General features: G+C 43.1%; 2 protein-coding genes. Both read left to right on the forward strand.

What is annotated here, in order from left to right; translation table 11 throughout:
* Positions 1 to 754: 754 nt before the first annotated feature.
* Positions 755 to 1,270, forward strand: a complete 516-nt coding sequence (locus ACFS7Z_RS27140) for a hypothetical protein (protein ID WP_377492589.1) — start codon at positions 755 to 757, stop codon at positions 1,268 to 1,270.
* Positions 1,271 to 1,361: 91 nt separating this feature from the next.
* Entirely contained in the window at positions 1,362 to 1,817 is a 456-nt protein-coding gene (locus ACFS7Z_RS27145; protein ID WP_377492592.1) for an ankyrin repeat domain-containing protein, read from the forward strand.
* Positions 1,818 to 1,954 lie beyond the last annotated feature (137 nt).

The raw sequence follows: 1,954 nt of genomic DNA on the forward strand, positions 1-1,954 counted from the left end.
CAGGTCCAACTGCTGCTTGAGCCGGCGGTAAAAGTTGTGCTCCGGCACGTGCGCCGAGAGCGAGAAGAGCAGCTCCTTCTCATCTTTGAAAGTTTTCTTGCCCTGCATTACTAAAAGAAATAGGTCATTATTTTTTAAAGCCTACATTCATACAGTTGTGCAACAGCCACTCACGTTTTCCGGGACAAGGTTGAGCAGCAAACTGCAGTTTTAGCCTGCTTCCGCAACCACAGCCTGTAAGCTGGAGCAATTGCACTAGACATGCCGACTGTTGACCTCGTGGAAGACACATCTGCTCATCCTCTCTCTGCTTTCATTCACTGAAATGAGCTGCTTTCGAGGCTATAGCCATGTATATCCGGATATAAGCGTATTATCCGCAGATATACGTTTAGAATGGACTGCACTAAATTGCTGTGCTTTTAGCGTTACAATTTCCTTTTGTCTGTTGGTTTCTACTCCTAAACAGGGAGGTTGCACCTGTATTGGTGTGCAGCAGGAGCCTCTAGCAGAAATCACACCACCCCTTTTAGAATTTTTGGGTCACCCTTGCCTGAAATAAAGTGTAAGAAGCAGGTATTGTCATGAAATTTCTTATATTGAATAAGCAAGATATGTGGACAAAAACAAGTATAATACCCTCTAAAACAACGAATTCTGCCAAAGGAATGGAGCAGATGACTTCCATACATAGTGCAGATAAGCCGAATAACTCCGTTCATCCCCTAGTTGGTGTGTATTTGAATTTATAGAAATGATAAAAAAGAGCCTTTGCTTAATAGCCTTTGCTGCACTGTTTTCCTGTGAACAGCAAGAGAACAAGTTAGAAACAAAATCGGCTACAGCAGAGCAAACTACAACGCAAGGCAGCCCAGAATTAAAAGCTCCAGATAGAGAAGCAAACTGGCTCAATCCACAATACCTGACAGCAGACTTCAATGGTGACGGTCATGTAGATACAGCCTTTGCAGTAATTATCAATAGCAAAAAGGGCATTATAATAAAACACTGTGACACTAACGAAGAATTTATCATAGGTGCTGGCAATAAGTTCGGAAATGGTGGTGATGACTTCAATTGGGTAGAGAACTGGAACCTTGTAACAGATAGCATAACCTACGAAGTTACTTTCATGGAAGAAGGAGACATTGATGGAAGCCGAGACGTCAAGCTTGACTACCCAGCTTTCTACATTGGGACGGAAGAAGAAGGTGGGGCTACAGTAGCTTGGAAAGAAGGCAAGTATGTTTGGATACACCAGGCGGACTAAAGAAAAACAAACACCAACAAGGTTCATAATTCAGGCTGCGGCTAAGCCTTGCCCATATTATGCACGAGACGGTTGTCATAAAAACTATGAAATGAAAAAACTTATACTCCTGCTTGTACTGACTCTATGTACGTCAATTTTAACAATGGCTCAACGTAAGGATGAGCAACTATATGCCGCTGTTCAAAAGAATGACAAAGCCAAAGTTGAAGTGCTACTAAAGAAAAAGGCTAACCCTAATTACATCAAGCAGGCGGGGCCTTGGATGCAGGTAAGTCCGCTCATTACAGCAGTCAACAATTCTAATGTTGAGATTGTGAAGCTGTTAATCGCTAGCCGAGCACAAATAGACTGGAGAGACGGGTTTAATACTACTACCTTAATGTATGCGGCATCTAAAGGGAATAGGGAGATAGTAGAGTTGCTATTAGCAAGTGGAGCAGATGTTAACGCTACTGATGGTGAAGGAAACACCGTTCTTACAGCCGCTAAGGAAAATAAGAATTCTGAAGTAGTAACACTTATAAAAAGCAAACTGAAGAAATAATTCCGTCAGCCAATCGAGTAGACGGCCCCGCCAGCGTTAACTGACGGGGTGCGCCTCTCACACCACTGTACAAGCGGGTCTCGCATACAGCGGTTCGTTAAGTTGTGGAGCTACTTTCCTGTAGTAGTCGAGCATTG

Origin of the sequence: Pontibacter toksunensis (genome assembly GCF_042686245.1) — a bacterium.
GTDB classification, from domain to species: domain Bacteria; phylum Bacteroidota; class Bacteroidia; order Cytophagales; family Hymenobacteraceae; genus Pontibacter; species Pontibacter toksunensis.

What these genes read in the sequence shown, in the direction of transcription:
- ACFS7Z_RS27140 (WP_377492589.1), top strand. Translation starts at nt 755, where the DNA reads ATGATAAAAAAGAGCCTTTGCTTAATAGCCTTTGCTGCACTGTTTTCC.
- ACFS7Z_RS27145 (WP_377492592.1), top strand. Translation starts at nt 1,362, where the DNA reads ATGAAAAAACTTATACTCCTGCTTGTACTGACTCTATGTACGTCAATT.